This window comes from Nonomuraea sp. NPDC049784, assembly GCF_040659615.1.
Lineage (GTDB): Bacteria > Actinomycetota > Actinomycetes > Streptosporangiales > Streptosporangiaceae > Nonomuraea.
Genome location: NZ_JBFAMX010000234.1, coordinates 1 through 15,325 on the forward strand (window position 1 = coordinate 1; position 15,325 = coordinate 15,325).

The 15,325-nt window shown below is 68.3% G+C and carries 16 protein-coding genes; 12 read left to right on the top strand and 4 right to left on the bottom strand.

Features of this window, described 5'->3' with window-relative positions:
• The coding region (locus AB0J09_RS34950) for a substrate-binding domain-containing protein (protein ID WP_360700349.1) at positions 1 to 538 on the top strand (538 nt) is incomplete at its 5' end.
• Positions 539 to 575: 37 nt separating this feature from the next.
• On the opposite strand, the gene AB0J09_RS34955 is transcribed toward AB0J09_RS34950, so the two are convergent.
• On the bottom strand, positions 576 to 950 hold the full coding sequence (locus AB0J09_RS34955) for a DUF4267 domain-containing protein (protein ID WP_360700352.1): 375 nt from the start codon (positions 948 to 950) through the stop codon (positions 576 to 578).
• 306 nt (positions 951 to 1,256) lie between these two features.
• On the opposite strand from AB0J09_RS34955, the gene AB0J09_RS34960 reads away from it, so the two are divergent.
• Positions 1,257 to 1,547, top strand: a complete 291-nt coding sequence (locus AB0J09_RS34960; RefSeq protein WP_360700354.1) for a hypothetical protein — start codon at positions 1,257 to 1,259, stop codon at positions 1,545 to 1,547.
• A 4-nt stretch (positions 1,548 to 1,551) separates the two neighbouring features.
• On the opposite strand, the gene AB0J09_RS34965 is transcribed toward AB0J09_RS34960, so the two are convergent.
• A complete protein-coding gene (locus AB0J09_RS34965; protein ID WP_360700357.1) occupies positions 1,552 to 1,989 on the bottom strand; it encodes a group II truncated hemoglobin in 438 nt (145 codons plus the stop codon).
• Positions 1,990 to 2,070: 81 nt separating this feature from the next.
• On the opposite strand from AB0J09_RS34965, the gene AB0J09_RS34970 reads away from it, so the two are divergent.
• The gene (locus AB0J09_RS34970) at positions 2,071 to 2,571 is read left to right on the top strand and encodes a hypothetical protein (RefSeq protein ID WP_360700360.1); all 501 of its coding nucleotides are present in this window, start codon (positions 2,071 to 2,073) and stop codon (positions 2,569 to 2,571) included.
• A 219-nt stretch (positions 2,572 to 2,790) separates the two neighbouring features.
• Here the strand turns inward: AB0J09_RS34970 and AB0J09_RS34975 are convergent, their stop codons facing one another.
• Together AB0J09_RS34975 and AB0J09_RS34980 are read right to left on the bottom strand one after the other, a co-directional pair.
• The gene (locus AB0J09_RS34975; protein WP_360700362.1) at positions 2,791 to 3,621 is read right to left on the bottom strand and encodes an RNA methyltransferase; all 831 of its coding nucleotides are present in this window, start codon (positions 3,619 to 3,621) and stop codon (positions 2,791 to 2,793) included.
• Positions 3,614 to 4,384, bottom strand: coding sequence for a DUF4184 family protein (locus AB0J09_RS34980; RefSeq protein WP_360700365.1), 771 nt, complete (start codon positions 4,382 to 4,384; stop codon positions 3,614 to 3,616). The genes AB0J09_RS34975 and AB0J09_RS34980 overlap by 8 nt, the downstream gene beginning before the upstream one ends.
• Before the next feature lie 143 nt (positions 4,385 to 4,527).
• Between AB0J09_RS34980 and AB0J09_RS34985 the strand changes: the two genes are divergently transcribed.
• From AB0J09_RS34985 to AB0J09_RS35025, 9 genes are all read left to right on the top strand, one after another.
• Complete coding sequence (locus tag AB0J09_RS34985; RefSeq protein WP_360700367.1) at positions 4,528 to 5,166, top strand: hypothetical protein; 639 nt, start codon at positions 4,528 to 4,530, stop codon at positions 5,164 to 5,166.
• Positions 5,167 to 5,406: 240 nt separating this feature from the next.
• Positions 5,407 to 7,179, top strand: a complete 1,773-nt coding sequence (locus AB0J09_RS34990; protein WP_360700370.1) for a substrate-binding domain-containing protein — start codon at positions 5,407 to 5,409, stop codon at positions 7,177 to 7,179.
• A 115-nt stretch (positions 7,180 to 7,294) separates the two neighbouring features.
• Positions 7,295 to 8,836 (top strand): sigma factor-like helix-turn-helix DNA-binding protein, encoded by a 1,542-nt coding sequence (locus AB0J09_RS34995; RefSeq protein WP_360700373.1) that lies wholly within the window; start codon positions 7,295 to 7,297, stop codon positions 8,834 to 8,836.
• A gap of 284 nt (positions 8,837 to 9,120) precedes the next feature.
• Positions 9,121 to 9,486, top strand: a complete 366-nt coding sequence (locus AB0J09_RS35000; RefSeq protein WP_360700376.1) for a hypothetical protein — start codon at positions 9,121 to 9,123, stop codon at positions 9,484 to 9,486.
• Positions 9,483 to 10,613: a GNAT family N-acetyltransferase gene (locus tag AB0J09_RS35005; RefSeq protein WP_360700379.1), complete on the top strand. Its 1,131-nt coding sequence runs from the start codon at positions 9,483 to 9,485 to the stop codon at positions 10,611 to 10,613. The genes AB0J09_RS35000 and AB0J09_RS35005 overlap by 4 nt, the downstream gene beginning before the upstream one ends.
• 142 nt (positions 10,614 to 10,755) lie before the next feature.
• A complete protein-coding gene (locus AB0J09_RS35010) occupies positions 10,756 to 11,589 on the top strand; it encodes a glycosyltransferase family 2 protein (protein ID WP_360700382.1) in 834 nt (277 codons plus the stop codon).
• Between the two features lie 11 nt (positions 11,590 to 11,600).
• On the top strand, positions 11,601 to 12,542 hold the full coding sequence (locus AB0J09_RS35015; RefSeq protein ID WP_360700385.1) for a glycosyltransferase family 2 protein: 942 nt from the start codon (positions 11,601 to 11,603) through the stop codon (positions 12,540 to 12,542).
• A complete protein-coding gene (locus AB0J09_RS35020) occupies positions 12,539 to 13,342 on the top strand; it encodes a polysaccharide deacetylase family protein (RefSeq protein ID WP_360700388.1) in 804 nt (267 codons plus the stop codon). Before AB0J09_RS35015 ends, AB0J09_RS35020 begins: the two co-directional genes overlap by 4 nt.
• On the top strand, positions 13,335 to 14,651 hold the full coding sequence (locus AB0J09_RS35025; RefSeq protein WP_360700390.1) for a hypothetical protein: 1,317 nt from the start codon (positions 13,335 to 13,337) through the stop codon (positions 14,649 to 14,651). The genes AB0J09_RS35020 and AB0J09_RS35025 overlap by 8 nt, the downstream gene beginning before the upstream one ends.
• Positions 14,652 to 15,325 lie beyond the last annotated feature (674 nt).

Here is a 15,325-nt window from a genome sequence, read left to right on the forward strand (position 1 = left end):
GCACGTGCTCGGGCTCGGGCACCGGCGGGTGGGGGTGGCCATGGTGGGCCTGCACGACGACGGCTACACCGGCTGGGCCTCCCAGGAGCGGCAGCAGAGCGCCGTGTTCGAGGCCATGCGGCGACGCCGGAGCGGCTACCAGCAGGCCTGCGAGGAGGCCGGGGTCGGCTGGTCAGGGGTGCCGTTCTACGAGGTCGCGCGTAACTCGCGCGAGGCCGGGCGGAAGGCCGGGCACGCGCTGCTCGGGCGCGACCAGCGACCCACCGCGATCCTCACCAACACGGACGTGCTGGCTCTGGGGGTCCTCGACGCTGCCGCCGACCTGGGCCTGGAGGTGCCGAGGGAGCTGTCGGTGGTGGGCTTCTCCGACAGCGCAGCCGAAGAGGCGGGGCTCACCACGATCAGGCAGGCCAAGCAGGAGATGGGGGCGGCGGCGGGGCGGCTGCTGCTGTCGGGGGCCGGGGCGGAGCCTGAGCGCCTGACGTTCCCGCATGAGCTGATCGTCCGCGCCTCCACCGCTCCCCCGCCTCAGACCTGACGGGTCAGATTCCCCCTCCTGCACGAGGGGGAGGATGTCAACCGAGTAGCAGCATGAGGCCCACCACGGCGGCCACCACGGCGGTGCCCCCGTGCATGGCGTACGCGAGGGCCGGGTGGCCCCCACGCCTGGCCACGATGGCCGCGTCGCCGACGGGGATGATCGCCATGGCCAGGAAGGCCCAGCCCAGCGCGTGCGCATCGCCCAGGGCGATCAGCGCGAAGGTGAGCAGGGCGCTGGCGAGGTCGCGAATGGCCTTCACGGAGAGGTACGCACCGGCGTCCATTCCCGAGGTCGTGCTCGGCACGCCGAACGCCGTGGCGGCGGCCTCGGGCACCAGGAAGAAGCGAAGGCCGATCACGACGAGGAGGATGCCGATCAACGCCGCGAGCACGTAGGTAGTGGTGAGCATATTGTGCGCTCCAGATGAGAGTCATCGGTAGAGGTGCTAGCAACGCTAGTCTAGCGATGACTTAATGTCTAGCGTCGCTAGAAAAATCAAGGCGCCAGATCTTCCGACCTCAACGCTAGGACCGAGGCGGTGGCGCTGCTCGCCATGTCCGCCGGACTCAGCACCTCGGCGCCGGCGGGCCAGCGCACCGCGGACGACGCCATGGCAGTGCTACGCCACCACTTGGATCGCCTGATCCAGAAACCGGTTACCGACGGGCGGTCCCGCGGATAGGGTGGTCTACGCATCATCCCGGAGGGCATCCCCATGGCGGAATTCATCGAGATCCGGGCCACGATCGTGGGCTACGAAGAAGCGGCCGCCCTGGCGCACGCCATTCTCAGCGCGGGCCTGGCGGCCTCGATCGACATAGCGGAAGTGCCGTCCGCGCGCCCTGGCGAGATCACCTGGGAGCTCACGCTCATCACGACCGACCGGCATGCGGCCACGCTCGAACGGCACATCAGGGAGACCGGCGAGGGCTGCACCGTGGTCAGCGCGCCGGTCGCCCCCGACGCCGACGGCTACCCCGACTGGCTCACCGACGGCCGGCCCTGACGTCCTACTCCCATTCCCAGCGCGGGACCTCGCGCAGAGGATGGAGCTGGTCGTCCGTCTCCGCGTGGGAGTTCTGTACGGCCACCTCCGTGCCGAACTCCACATGAGAGCGCAGCGCCGCCCTGAACGGCTCGTCACCGGGCAGCCCGGCCTGGTCGGCCGCCGCCATGTACAGCTCGACGAACCGCCGCCGCTGGTCCTCGTTGATCCTCAGACCCCGGTGGGCGTCGATGAGCAGCGGGAACCCGCCCATCTCCTTGGAGAAGGTGTCGGGACCGCCGAAGGTCTCCACCGTGAAGGCGGTCAGATTGTCGACGTGGCTCGCCCTTCCCTCGCCGAAGAGCGGCTGAAGCAGCGGGTCGGTCAGCAGGCTGCGGTAGAAAATCTCGATGAACGCACGAAGGCCCTCTTCGCCGCCCGCGTGCTCGAATAACGTCTCCATGATTACAGCATTACAGCTCACTGGAAATCAGGCCAGAGATATTCGGCACTTACTCCTGAGCCCTGTCGTTGATCTACCGAAGTGCCCGCCGTTCCGCAGCCCGCCCAGCGGACGCAGGACGCAACAGCCGATGACCGGGGTTTCATCGAGATCTGCGTAACCAAGAAGAAACGGGTTCGGGTCAATTACCGGGGTTGTGATGACGCGCAATCCGGCGTCACCTGGTACTTCCTCCCGCTGGACGCCCGGGTTCCCGCCACCGGATCGACGGCGAAGCACGGCTCGTTCAAGCAGCCGTCCGGTGATTCGTACCGGGCTCCGGCGAAGGGTGGCATCGGCAGCGAGGTGATGATCACCGACGTTGACGACCGGGTCCAGGCATGCGTTGCCGAGACAACTCGCATCAGGGTTGCCGATATCAGGTGCGACGATGGCGAGAAAGGCTATGCGTGGTACTACATCCGCATTGACGGGTATGTGCCGCCGGTTGGCAAGAAAGCCAGGACGGCTCTTTCCGGAAGCCGTACGCAGCGGCATACCGTGCGCGCAGGAGCGGCGGGGATGCCGCCAAGGCGGCGATAGATTACGAAGATCCCGATGCCACGGAGACGGATGACGAGCAGTATTGCACCACCACCATAACGGTGAGTGTGTTGCCACCAACCGTTGCACGGAGACCGTGAACGATGTTTGCACCGCGACCGACGACGGCCCTCTGGGGTCGGTCTCCAGGAGCTGCAGCAACGTTTTCCCGAATAAGCGCCGGCCGCCACTTTGCCGGCCGCCCATCTGACGGCGTGGTCAGCCCTGTTCAGAGTGCGGGTCCGCCGATCGCATCAGCCCATGGCAGGCGATGGCCGCCGCGGCCACGACGTTCAGCGAGTCCACGCCCGCGGCCATCGCCGTCGCGCTCATCGGGATGCACACCGCCTGGTCGGCTTCCTCCAGCCAGTGTGACGACAGGCCGTCGCCTTCGGCGCCCAGCAACAGCGCCACTCGATCCCTCAGCTTGACGGCATCCATCGGGATGGCCGCCTGATCCGGGGTCAGGGCCAGCGTCTGGAAGCCCGCCTCCCGCAGGTGCGAGAGGCCGTCGAACCAGTTGTCCATCCGCGCGTACGGGATCGAGAACACCGCCCCCATCGAGACCTTCACCGCCCGCCGGTACAACGGATCGGCGCACCGCGGCGACAGCAGGATCCCGTCCACCCCCAAGGCTGCGGCGCTCCGGAAGATGGCGCCGACGTTGGAGTGGTCCACCAGGTCCTCCAGTACGAGCAGCCGCCGCGCGTTGCCCTTCATGAGGGTCTCGACGGAGGGCAGGGCGACGCGTTCCATCGAGGCGAGGGCGCCGCGGTGCACCGGGAAACCCGCGATGCGCGACATGATCTCCTCGCTCACCACGTAGACGAGCGCGTCCCCGAGGACGTCCTCGAGCGGGGTCAGCCAGCGGCGCGTGGTCAGGACCGAGCGGATCGGGTAGCCGGCGCCGATGGCTCGCCTGATCACCTTCTCCCCCTCGGCCAGGAACAGGCCGCGCGACGCCTCCAGGCTCTTGCGCAGCTCCATGTCCCTGAGCCGGGTGTAGTCGGTCAGGCGGGGATCGTCGGCGTCGGTTACGTACTCAAGCACCTTCCGATAGTGCCATGCGCTGCCTGACCTGCCAGCCCGCCGCATAGCAGGTCAGCACCAGGCACAGGCCGATCACGGTGCCCGCGCCCGTCTTGGTGAGCACGCTGGCGATGCCGAGCTCCGGGGCGGGCTCGTCCACCAGGGGCCAGAGGAAGGCGCCCGCGATTATGCCGATCCAGCACAGCAGCATGATGAGCCCCCGCACGCGCCGGCTGAGCCTCAAGCGGTCGGGCACGGGGCTGGCCGTCATCCGGGACAAGCCGCGCCACCCCCACCACAGCAGGACGGCCAGGCCGATCACGGACGAGACGTACTGCAGCAGCCGGAACAACCTGATCACGCCGAACACCCGGATCGACAGCCAGTCCCCCCACAGCTCGGGCCCGGTGGAATGCGTGAAGGAGTCCCACAAGATGTGGGAGGCGGCGCCGATCACCGCTCCGACGGCCATGGGCGCGAGATGGGGCCGCGAAGGAGCCAGGACGGCGGCGCGGCCGGCGAGCGACGGCGGGAGCAGCGAGATCAGGGGATCCCTGAAGACGCCATGGAAGAGCGGCAACAGCAGCAGTACGGCGGCGAGGTCGATGGTGACCACGCCGATCCAGGAGTGCCACTTGCCATAGTCAGGCAGGAACGGCAGGAAGATCGGCAGATCGGGGACCATCGCCCCGAGCGCCAGCGCCCACGGATCGGCGAACCTGCGTACGCGCGGCGACGACATCAGCGGCACCACCGCGGCCATGTGACTGGGCGTGAACGGCAAACCGGCTCCCCTCCCTGGCGATCAGCGCTCATTATGCGGGCAATCTTGACCATCCTTTGCTGCCCGGAAGCTACGTTACGGTGTGTAGCGGGTATATTACACATCGCTGTCGACGGCCGGATAGCCGGGGAGTGCGGAGGGTCATGGTGCCTGACCAGCGGATTCATGAGCATCCGGCCGCGTCAGCCGAGTGGCTGAGCGCTGCCCGCGCCGCCCGTTCGCTTTCGGTCGTCACGCTGGTCTGGCTGAGCGTGGAGAGCACGCTCGGCCTGGCCGCCGGCTTCGCGGCCCATTCTCTGGCACTGATCGGGTGGGGGTTGTCGTCGTTCGTGGAGGCGGCGGCCAGCCTGATCGTGGTGTGGCGGTTCACCGGCGCACGCACGCTCTCGCCGAGCGCCGAGGGCACTGCCCGGCGGGCGGTCGCGGTGAGCTTCTGGCTGCTCGCGCCCTACCTCATCGCTCACGTCGTCTACGACCTGGACGCGGGGCAGCGGTCCGCGCCGAGCGTGCTGGGGATCGCGGTGACGACGTTCAGCCTGATCAGCATGCCCGCCTTGGGGATGGCCAAGCGGCGGCTCGGGGCGCGACTGGCGTCCACGGCCACCTCGGGCGAGGGGACGCAGAACCTCATGTGCGCGGCCATGGCGGCGGGGGTGCTGGTGAGCCTGTGGCTCAACACGCTGGGCTGGTGGTGGGTCGATCCGGCGGTGGCGGTGGCGCTCGCGGTGGTCGCCGTACGGGAGGGCAGGCGGGCCTGGCACGGTCACGCCTGCTGTCATTAGCGCCGCCGCCGGTGGCTCCTGGACGCGATCTCCCGATCATGAGATGAACGCGATCCGCCGATCACACGTACCTCTCATAAAACATCACGCAAGCCGGAAACCCTGACGACACAGAGTAATCACCGCACCAAAAGGGCTGTTTTCCCACATAGAGCACACCGAGTATCGTTCCCGAAGTATTGCGGAGCATCTCCCGATAGGGTCTCCGGGAAAGTCTCAAACCATACCTAAGAGGACATCGTGGGGCGACACCGCACAGACGAGCTCGACGGCGGATACAGAGCGCACGAACCCCCAGCCCGCAGACGCTCCAGCAGCGGTCGCGGCCGGGTGATCGTGCCGCTGGCCGGCGCCGTCGCGCTGGCCGTGCTCCTCGGTGTCGCCGCATTCGTGATCTTCAACCGCGATCACGACTGCTCGGGCGGCAAGCTGGCGCTGCGCGTCGTCGCGACCCCCGACATCCAGCCCGCGTTGAACAAGATCGCGGGCAACTACAACAAAGCCATGCACTCGATCGACAGCAAGTGCGTCGAGGTGACGGTGGCCAAGGAGGCCGCGGCCAGAACCGCGAACGCGGTGGCCGCGGGCAAGGCCAAGGCCGACTTCTGGGTGGCGGACTCCAGCCTTCTCATGGAGAGCCTGCGCAATACCCCGGCGGGCGAGGCGCTACCGCAGGTGGACAGCTCGATCGCGGCCTCACCCGTGGTGCTGGCGGCGGCCAAGTCGTTCGCGTCGAAGCTGACCGGCACCCTCCAGCCGAGCTGGGCGGCCATGATCTCGGCGGCGAACGTGGCCAACGTGGACGGGCCGGGCAAGAAGGTACGCGTGCTCGCCCTCGACCCCCAGAAGAACTCCGCCGGGCTGGCCGCGCTGCTGGCCGCCGCCGGCACGGCGAAGGAGGCCGGGCTGGACAAGGCGCTGGTCGGCGCGATGAAGGAGTTGTCGGGTCAGCTCGCGTCCGACTCGACGGCGCTGCTGGCCAGCCTCACCGTGAAGTCCGGCAGCAGGGTGCCCGTCGGCGTCACCTCCGAGCAGGCCATCTACGCTCACAACGCGAAGAAGCCGGAGGCTCCGGTGGTCGCGCTCTATCCGAAGGAAGGCACGCTGAGCCTCGACTACCCGGTCACGATCCTCACCAAGGATCCGTCGGTGCTCAAGGCCGCCGCGAACTTCAAGCAGGACCTCGCCACGGAGTCGGCCAAGAAGGTCCTGCGCGAGGCGGGCTTCCGCAGCACGGACGGCAAGGCGGGCGACGCGCTGTCGAAGGACAAGGGGTTCACGCCTGACACGCCGCCGGCCCTGGAGCCGCCGGACGGCGCAACCGTCGCCAAGATGGTGCAGACCTGGTCCAGGCTGAACCTGGGCACCCGCCTGCTCACGCTGCTCGACGTCTCCGGCACGATGGCGCTGCCCGTTCCCGGTACGGGGATGACCCGCATGCAGGCCATCAACAAGATCGCCACCGAGGGCATGGGCCTGTTCCCCGCCGACTCCGAGCTGGGCCTGTGGACGTTCTCCACGCACATGGACGGGCAGGGCAAGGACTGGAAGGAACTCGTCTCCGTCGGTCCGATCAGCGAGTCGGTCAACGGGACGCTCCGTAAGGACATGCTGGCCAAGAACTTCGCCTCGATCCAGGCCAAGGCCACGGGCGACACCGGGCTGAACGACACGGTCAAGGCCGCGTACGCGCAGCTGACCAAGACGTACCAGGAAGACAAGATCAACACGTTGCTGATCCTCACGGACGGCGCGGGCAACGACGACCCGGACGGCGGCGTCAAGAACGCCGAGATCCTGCAGTACCTGAAGAAGACGTACAACCCGAAGCGGCCCATCAGCATCCTGCTCATCGCGTTCGGGCCGGAGGCCGAGAAGGGCAAGCAGCAGATGGACGCGCTGGCCAAGGCCACGGGTGGCGAGGCGTACATCGCCAAGAACGTCCTCCAGGTGCGTGACTTCTTCCTCCAGGGCATGGAACGCCGCCTCTGCACCCCCAACTGCGACGGCTGAGCCGGCAAGGGAGCGCCCCATGCCTGTTGGGCATAACGGGCGAACCCGCCAGAACGAGGCCGCGTCCTCTCCGCGTGGGGCTTGAGTGCCCGTTCTACCCGCGGGGAGGGAATCCGTGCCTGGATGGCCGTCCGTCGATCGCGCCGAGGAACACGAGCTGGTCGAGGCTCTGCGGCGCGCGGACACCGACGCTCCCGCCAAGCTGTACGACTCCTACGCCGAGCGGCTGCACGACTACGCCGGCTCCTTCGCCACCGACCTGGCCGCGGACGCCGTACACGACGCCCTGGTCACCGCGCAAGGATGCGTACACCGGCTGAAGGAGCCCGCCAGGCTGCGGGCCTGGCTGTACGCGCTGACCAGGTTCCAGGTGCAGGCCAGGCTGGCGCATCGGACCCCCGCGGAGGGCATGCCACTGCCGGCGCTCGAGGAGCACGACGACCCCGAGCTGGCCGACCTGGTTCACGAGACGCTGGGCGAGCTGAGCAGGAGCGAGCGCGAGGTCCTCGAGCTGTCGCTGCGCCACGGCCTGACCCCGGCCGAGGTGGGCGCGGTACTTGGGCTGACCTCGCGGCAGGCGGCAGGCAGGCTCGACCGGGCCCGCGACCACCTGGAGAACGCCGCCGCGGCCGTGGTGCTGGCCAGGACGGGACGGGCGCACTGCCCCGACCTGTCGGCCATGGTCGACTCATGGGAGGGACCGCTCACCCCGCTACTGCGGCGGAGGTTGTCGGGGCACATCAGCGGGTGCGAGGTGTGCACGGAGGGGCGGCACCGCCAGGTCTCGGCGGCGCGGCTCCTGGACATGGTGCCGGTCGCGTTCCCGCCCATCTCGCTGCGCCGCCGCGTGATCGACACGTGCGTCAACCCCGAGCGGGACCAGACCCGTACCCTGATCACCGATCGCGGGGACAGCTTCGACAAGACCGGCTTCCCCGTGGCCGTCGAGCACCGCTCGCGGCGGCGCAGGCCACGCCGTCTGGCGCCGGTGCTGCTGGCGGGCGCGTGCGTGCTGGCCGCGACGGGGGCCATGGTCGCGATCAACGGCAGCGACGCGTCCAACAGCACCCCGATGCGGGCCGCCCCCTCGCCCACCGCCTCCGTCGAGGAGACCCCGACCTTCCTCGAGGAGACGCCGACGCCCGAGCCGGTGGTGGAACAGGACGAGCTCACGCCGACCCCGGCTCCCACCGCGAGCCGCACCCCCGCCGGCCGGGCCACGCCCACCGAGCGGCCGAGCACCAGGCGCGCGGCCGCGCCGACGGCCACCCGGCGCAGGCCCGCACCCGGCGCCCGGCTCGGCACGTCGTGCCCGAAGGCGATCGACGGCGCGGCCAAGATCGGGCTCCGCGCCCGCAACGCCACGGTCTCGTGGGTGGCGACCGCCTCCGAGGGGCTGGACGTGTTCCCGGCGAGCGGGTCCATCAAGGCCGGGGGGTCCGTGGCGATCTGGGTCACCATCCTCGACCCGGACGGCACCGGCAGGGGCCGCGTCACCTTCACCTCGAACGGCGGCACCGCGACCTGCTCGCTGGCCTGGGACGGCCACACGCAGCAGACGTCCGAGCCGTCCGGCGAGCCGACGGCCTCCGCCGAGCCGAGCACGTCACCCTCTGAGACCGCGTCCGCTGACGACGCGGAAACCCTCGACGGGTAATGCGGAAGTTACCCACGAGTAGATCGGCATTTACAGCCGACAATAAAGGATGATTCGGGCCTTCGCTCGAAGATGCCCGGCCGCATAGGGCATTCTGGTGTGCTTGGTAGCCTCACTGAGACCGGGAACCTCTTGACCGCGTGTTGAAACTACACGAGAGAATCTTTGCATGCCGGTAAACCAGGGCACCGCGCCAAGCGTCGGCATTGACGTGTCCTGGCGCGGATTGGTCCCATGAAATAGCGATCAGTAGTCCTTTGATGACAGAGCAGGAGAGAAGAGGGATGCTCAAGCAGCACCGCAGGGCGCTGACCTGGCTGTTGGCGCTGGCCTGCATAGCTGGAGCGGTCGTGGCGCTTTTCGACATAGACACGCCATTGCGCCCGTTCTTGATCTCTCTGTTCCTTCTGGTCGTTCCAGGCGCTGCGGTAGTGGGACTGTTGCGCGATCGTGATCCCCTCGCCGCACTATCAGTAGGGGCTGCGGCAAGCCTCGTACTCAACGTGCTTCTCGCTCAGGCGATGTTGCTCTTCGGCGCGTGGTCGCCCCGGGCGGGCGTCGCGACGGTCGCCGTGCTCGGAGGGTTCATGTACGTGCTTCGCGTGTTGTACCGGGGGAAGAACATGCAGACCCAGCAGGGGGCCAGGTGAACATCCAGGTAGTGCGGCCGGGAGAGCTCGGGGATTCCGAGCGGAGCCGATGGCGGGAGTTGCAGAAGGCCGATCCGAGTCTGGACAACCCGTTCCTGTCCGTCGAGTTCGCCGTGGCGATGGACCGCTTGCGCGATTACGTGAGGGTGGCGGTCATCTCCGACGGAAGCGGCATCGTGGGATTCTTCCCGCACGAGCGGCACAGCTTCGGCATCGGCAAGCCGCTCGGCGGCTTCCTCACCACATGCCACGGGTTAATCTCGGCCCCGGATCTGAAGCTCGACGCCAAGGCCCTGCTGCGGGCCTGCAAGCTCAGCGTGTTCGATTTCGACCACCTGGTGGCGGGACAGCCCACGTTCGCCCCCTACGAGCAGGACGTCCGGCCCGCGCCGGTCATGGACTTCACCTCCGGGTTCGGCACCTGGATCGAGCAGGTCAAGTCCAATTCCCCGAAAAACCTCAAGACCGTCCGCTACAAGGAGCGCAAGCTCGGCAGGGAGCAGGGCGAGCTGCGCTTCGAGTGGGCCTCGGCCGACCCCGAGGTGCTGCGCACGCTGCTGGCGTGGAAGTCCGACCAGTATCGAAGAACTGGCCGGGTGGACAGATTCGCCCAGCCGTGGATCGTCGAATTGACGGACATGATGCATGCCGAGAAGTCATCGGACTTCGCGGGCGTCCTGACCATGCTTTATGCCGGGGACGTACCGGTGGCCGGACATTTCGGCCTCCGCACGGCCACCACGCTTGTAGGGTGGTTCCCCGCCTATGACACCGAGTTCGGCCGTTATTCGCCGGGCATCGTCCACCATCTCCAGATGGCCGAGGCCGCCGCGAACGACGGAGTTCACATGGTGGACATGGGCAAAGGCGGCAAGGAGTACAAGGACTGGCTCAAGAGCGGAGTCCTGTACGTCGCCGAAGGCCGCATCTCGAGACCGTCCGCCGCGGCGGCGGTCCACTGGATGGGCCGAACTCCTTTCAACAAGGCCCGAACAATCGTCATGGATCGACCGTCTCTCTATAGAGCGGCCGACCGTGTACTGAAGGGCTTCGGTCGGGTGCGCTCCTCGATGCAGCAGCAAGAGTCACCCAACGCAGTAGTGAAAGAACCAACGGGAGCACGCTGAGCGCTTCCGAGTCCCGGCAGAACACCCTCACAGCACAGGACCCTTCGATGCATCGTTCACCGGCTTCGCCATTCCCTCAGCACCCGGGAGTGGCCGCGTCCGGACCGTGGCGGGGAGGGGTCCCGGAAGGATTTCCCTCGCCATGAGTCCCGAGATAGGCAAGCACAACGGCAAACCGCAAGCCGCACCCTTGCGGTCGATGCCGCCACCCACCAGCTTCACGCCGGTCACTCCTCACCTGGCCATTTCCCCAACGGTGAGCGTGGTCGTGCCGGCGATGAACGAGGCGGAGAACCTGCCGCACGTCTTCGCCACGATCCCGCAGTGGGTAGACGAGATCGTGCTCGTCGACGGCAACTCCGTCGACGACACGGTGGCCGTGGCCAAGCGGCTGCGACCGAACCTGAAAGTCGTCACGCAGACCGGCAAGGGCAAGGGCGACGCCCTGGCAGCCGGTTTCGCCGCGTGCTCCAGCGACATCATCGTGATGATCGACGCCGACGGCTCGACCGACGGCCGCGAGATCATCTCCTTCGTCGGGGCGCTGGTGACGGGCGCCGACTTCGTCAAGGGGTCACGCTACGCGGCCGGCGGCAGCAGCGACGACCTGACGGTCAACCGGCGGGTCGGCAACAAGGTCTTAACTTCGATCGTCAACGTCCTGTACGGCACCAAGTACACCGACCTGTGCTACGGCTACAACGCCTTCTGGGCCCGCCACCTCGACGTGCTCGACCTCGATTGCGACGGCTTCGAGGTGGAGACCCTGATGAACGTGCGCGCAGCCAAGGCCGGGCTGAAGGTACACGAGGTGCCGAGTCACGAACGCACCCGCATTCACGGCGAGAGCAACCTTCGCGCCGTACGAGATGGCTTCCGCGTGCTCAAGACCATCCTGAAGGAGTGGCGTCGCCAGCCCGCTCCCCCTCAGCCTGAGCCGACCGCCACTCCCGCCGCTGACCGAGGCGTCGCATAAGAGGGATCCCTGTGAACACGTCTGTTGTCATCTGCGTCTACACCGAGGAACGGTGGGAGGACATCAGGCAGGCAGTCGAGTCGGTCGAGAGCCAGACACGCCCGGCACACGAGCTGATCCTGGTGGTCGACCACAACCCCGACCTGCACCTCAAGCTCAAACGCGCGTATCCACAGGCCATTGTGGTGGAGAACACGCACGAGAAGGGGCTGTCGGGAGGCAAGAACACCGGCGTGGCCACGGCCCACGGTGAGATTGTCGCGTTCCTCGACGACGACGCGGTCGCCGATGCCGGATGGCTGGAGGCTTTGGAGGAGGGCTTCCAGGAAACCGGCGTCGTGGGTGTCGGGGGTCGTACGGATCCGCTGTGGGCGTCGGGGAGGCGCCCACAGTGGTTCCCGTACGAGTTCGACTGGACGGTCGGCTGCACGTACCGCGGCATGCCCGGCGTACGTGCGCCGATCCGCAACGTGATGGGCGGCAACGCCGCCTTCCTGCGCGACGTCGTGTCCGAGGTGGGGGGGTTCCACAGCGGCATCGGGCGCAGCGTGCAGGGTCGCAAGTCACGCCCCCTGGGGTGTGAGGAGACGGAGTTCTGCATCCGGCTGAGCCAGCGCAAGCCGGGCTCGGTCATGCTCTTCGAGCCGCGCGCGATGATCGGGCACAAGGTGTCCAGGCAGCGCGAGCGCTTCGCCTACTTCAGGTCCAGGTGCTACGCGGAGGGACTGTCGAAGGCCCTGGTGACGCAGGAGGTCGGCACCCAGGACGGCCTGGCCAGCGAGCGGGCCCACGCGCTCAAGACACTGCCGCTCGGCGCGCTGCGCGGCGTCGGCGAGGCGCTGCGGGGCGACCTGGGCGGGCTCGGCAGGGCGGCCGCGATCGTGGTCGGGCTGGCCTGGACGACCTGGGGTTACGTGGTGGGTTCCGCACGGCTGAAGGTGACACGCTCATGACCCGGATCCCGATCCTGATGTACCACTCGGTCACCGACACCCCCAACGACGAGACCAAGCCGCACTCCGTGCGGCCGTCCGACCTGGCCGAGCAGCTGGCGTACCTGTCGGAGAGCGGCTTCACCCCGCTCACGCTGGGCGACCTGGTGGCCTCCCTGAACAAGAACAACGGCCGTTCGATGCCCGACAAGCCGATCGTGGTGACGTTCGACGACGGCTACGCCGACTTCCACACCGACGCGCTGCCCCTGCTCGAGCGCTACAACTTCCCTGCCACGGTCTTCCTGACCAGCGGCTGGGTGTCCGACGCGGGCAAGGACGCGGCGGGCCGTCCCCTCGACAAGATGTTGTGCTGGGGCCAGGCCCGCGAGGCCGCCCAGACGGGCATCGAGATCGGCGGCCACAGCCACAGCCATCCCCAGCTCGACCAGCTCCGCACCGGGGACCTCCGGCAGGAGCTGCGCAAGAACAAGGGCCTGCTGGAGGAGAAGATCGGCGCGCCGGTCGCCACCATGGCCTACCCCTACGGCTACTCCAGCGCCCGCGTCCGCCAGGAAGTCCGCAAGGCCGGATATTTCGCCGCCTGCGCCGTGAGCAACACGATCGCCGCCGACCGCCACGACATGCTCGCCATCCCCCGGTTGACGGTCGGCAAGGGCACGACCATCACCATGTTCAAGCGCGCCGTCGAAGGCACCGCCGTTCCTCTCATCTACCTGCGCGAGCGCATCCTCACCAAGGGGTACGCGGTCGTGCGCCGGACGAGGTACGGGCTGCAGCGGGTGCGCGGAAATGTCTAGCGTCTGGGGCAGGATCCTCGGCGATCTGCGTAATCCGCTGTTCCGCCAGGGCTACGCGCTCATGGCGAACACCGTCGTCACCGGCGTGCTCGGCATGGGCTACTGGCTGCTGGCGGCACACCACTACTCGCCCGAGGAGTTCGGCCGCGGGCAGGCGGTGATCACGGCGATGCGGCTGTTCGCGTCGCTGACCGCGCTGGGGTTCGTGGGCGCGCTGGCCCGCTTCCTGCCGGTGGCAGGCCGCCGCACGCCCGAGCTGGTCCTGCGCGGGTACGGCCTGGCCGCGGCCACGGGCGGGGTCGCGGCGCTCGGGTTCCTGCTGACCCTGCCGATGTGGGGGAAGACGTACTCGGTGCTCAGCGGCTTCTGGCCCGGGCTGTTCTTCCTGGGGTCCGTGCTGGTGTGGGCCGTCTTCACGCTGCAGGACGTGGTGCTGACCGGGTTGCGCCGGGCGCCGTTCGTGCCCATGAACAACCTGGTCTTCGGCGTCGTCAAGATGGGGCTGCTGGTCGCGCTGGCCGGGGCGCTGCCGTCGGGCGGGATCTTCGTCTCGTGGGTCATCCCGACCGCGCTCGCGCTCATCCCGGTCAACTGGCTGATCTTCGGCGTCGTGGTGCCCAGGCACGTCAAGGAGTCGGACGCCGCGCAGGAGCCGCCCCGGCTGCGCGAAATTGGAAGGTTCCTGGCCGGGGACTTCCCCGGGACGCTGTCGATCCTGGGAATCGTCTACCTGGTGCCCGTGGTGGTGGCCACCCAGGTGGGCGAGGCCACGTTCGGGCGCTTCTCGATGGCGCACACCCTCGCCAGCATGATCGAGCTGCTGGCCATGAACATGGCGGTGTCGCTCACCGTCGAGGGCTCCTTCGACCGTGCCCGGCTGGCCGAGAACTGCCGTCATGCGCTGCGTCGGGCCTTCCTCATCGTCACGCCGATCATCGTGGTGGCGATTCTCGCGGCGCCGCTGATCCTGACCGTCTTCGGGTCCTCCTTCGCGGAGGAGGGCACGACGCTGCTGCGGCTGATGTCGCTGGCCGTGCTGCCGCGGGTGCTGATCGAGGTCTATCTGAGCGCGCTGCGGGCGCAGTCGCGGGCGCGGATGCTGGCGACCGTGCAGATCGGGCTGGCCGTGCTCGTGCTGGTGTCCACCGTGGTGCTGTTCCCGTACGCCGGGGTCAACGCGGTGGGGTACGGGCTGCTCTTCAGCGAGCTGCTCATGGGGCTTTTGATCTTTGGGAATCTACGCAAAATTCTCAGGGGCGGCGAAACAGGAACGCAGGCTGTAACCCAGGAGTCGGCCGGGGCCTCATGATGGTCAACGTGACGCAACGGGACGGCGATGGCATTAAAAGCTCCTCGGATGTGCACGGGGACAAGGAGGAGTCAGACGTGCCCTTCGATCCGGAGGCTACCGGGGTCATCCCTAGGCTGACGCTCGAGTCCGCTTCCTCGGAGAGCTCGCCTTCGGCCTCGGAGGACACCTCGGAGGACACGGAGCCGGACGCGGACACGACGACGGTCGTCCGGCTGCCTGCCACCTTGCACATCGGGCACCCGCCCACAACGGAGGAGCCGGCGGACCCGGATGTCACGGGGACGGTGGTCACTCCCGTACAGGATGGTTCCGCGCCGGCCACAGACCCGCCTGACACGTCCGACACCAAGCCCGGCCTGCGCCCCCAGCCGTCCAGCGGGCCCCAGCCGGCCGCGGACGCGAAGCCGGATGCCCGACCGACCGGGGACGCGACGCCAGATGCCCGTCCGGCTGGGGACTCCAAGGGCGGTGTACGGCCGCAATCGGCTAGCGGCCCGCAACCCGCCGGCGCGGCGCAGGTGGCCGGAGCAACGGCTCCTGGCACCGTGCCCGCAAACCGTCCGGCCACCGGAGGGGCACCGACCGGAGCGCCATCGACCGGAGCCACTGGCCCTGCCGGAGCACCGCCCACCGCAGCGGCCCCCACCGGAGGGGCCCCCGCCACAGGAGCC